The organism is Cupriavidus sp. WS (genome assembly GCF_000395345.1).
Lineage (GTDB): Bacteria > Pseudomonadota > Gammaproteobacteria > Burkholderiales > Burkholderiaceae > Cupriavidus > Cupriavidus basilensis_B.
In genome coordinates, this window is record NZ_AQPL01000431.1 from 1 (window position 1) to 1,520 (window position 1,520).

Consider the following 1,520-nt stretch of genomic DNA (forward strand, 5'->3'; position numbering starts at 1 on the left):
GCCGACCACGCGCGCGTCGTTGGCCACGTCGCCCAGCGCGGCGAGCGCGCCGGTGGCGAACAGCAGGCCGCGCGAATGCCGCAGCAGGTCGCGCACCGCGTGCGCGCGGTGGGCCGAGCTGAACAGCGCGAAGATGACCTGGCACACCGCGCCGAGCACCGCGCCGGCCACCACCGAATAGGCGAGCACCATGCCGGCCACGCTGGCCGGCGAGCGCTTGAAGACGCTGATGGACAGCAGCATGGCCAGGCCGAAGGCCAGCGCCCACGGTATCACCCGGCGCAGCATGTACAGCGCCACGTCGATCCACGACGGCACCGCCGGCAGCTCGGCGCGCGGGGTGTGCTGCGCGAGCCGGTGGCGCACGCGCTTGCCGAGCTCCCACAGCAGCCAGCCGGCCACGAACCACGCGGCCAGCACGGTGGCGAATTCCCCCAGCGACCGCGAGGCCGGCCGGCTGCCGCCCACGGTCAGCGCCGTCCGCCATTCCTCGTCGGCGAAGCCGGCGCGCCAGCGCCAGTAGTGCCACGGGCCCCGGTCCTTGCGCAGCTTGTCGTCGAGATGGTCGACCACCTCGGCCAGCGCGCCCAGCAGGCCCGGCTGCGGCGCCGAGGCCGCGCTGGCCGGCGCCACGCCCTGGCGCAGCACCTGCAGCTGCTCGACCAGCGCCGTGCGGTCCTTGTCGCTCTGCAGCGTAGTGATGACCTGGTCGAGCGACTGCGCGAGCGGCTCGCTGGCCGCCGGCTGGGACGCCGGCGCGGCGGGGGTCGCCACGGCCGCCGCCAGCGCGGCCAGCGCCGGGTTTGCCGCGCCCGCCGCCGGCAGCGGCCAGGCGCACGCCAGCGCCAGCCACAGCGCCGCCAGCAGCCGTGCCGCGAGGGGGATCGACAATCGGTTCGGGAACTTCATCGCCATGGCGTGAAAGCGCATGAAAGCGCGCGGAGGCGCGGGAAGGACGAGCGGCGTTGGGGGAGCGGCGGACATGGCTGACACTGTAGCGCATTGCCCCGCCGGCATGCCTTGCCGCCTGGGCCGCCGGCGTCACACCGGGCCGGCGTCAACGCAAGTGCCGCGCGGGCCGTTGAGTGGGGTATCGCGCATGGCCGGGCCATGCGCCGGACCATGCGCCGGGTTATGGCCGCGTGCCGTCTTCCGTGCAGTCGCCGCTTCGCTGTCCGCTTCGTTGTCCGCTTCGCTGTCGTTTCGCCGTCGTTTCCGCTGTTCCCAATGGCATTGTCATCGCAGGAGCCCGTCATGTCCGCCACGAAAGCCAGGAAGTTCGCCGTCGCCGTTCCCGCCCGCGCAGCGCGGCAAGCGCTGCTCATGCGCCTGGGCCTGCCCATGCTGCTGGCCGCCGCCTTCTGCGTTTCCGTGCCGCTGCTGGCGCGCGCGCAGGCGCCGGCCGGGCAGGTGCCCACCGGCGTGTGCAAGGACGGCAGCAATTATTTCGGCGCCACCAAGAAGGGCGCCTGCGCCGGCCACGGCGGCGTGAAGGAATGGCACGGCCCGGCTGCCGCCAG

General features: G+C 73.9%; 1 protein-coding gene and 1 pseudogene. One reads left to right on the top strand and one right to left on the bottom strand.

From position 1 onward, the window contains the following. A pseudogene (locus tag K206_RS0129775) lies at window positions 1-930 on the bottom strand (mechanosensitive ion channel family protein); the annotation flags it as partial. Between the two features lie 324 nt (window positions 931-1,254). Here K206_RS0129775 and K206_RS0129780 point away from each other — a divergent pair. Continuing rightward, window positions 1,255-1,520 (top strand): DUF3761 domain-containing protein (locus K206_RS0129780; RefSeq protein WP_231401707.1); only part of this gene is annotated, 266 nt, incomplete at its 3' end.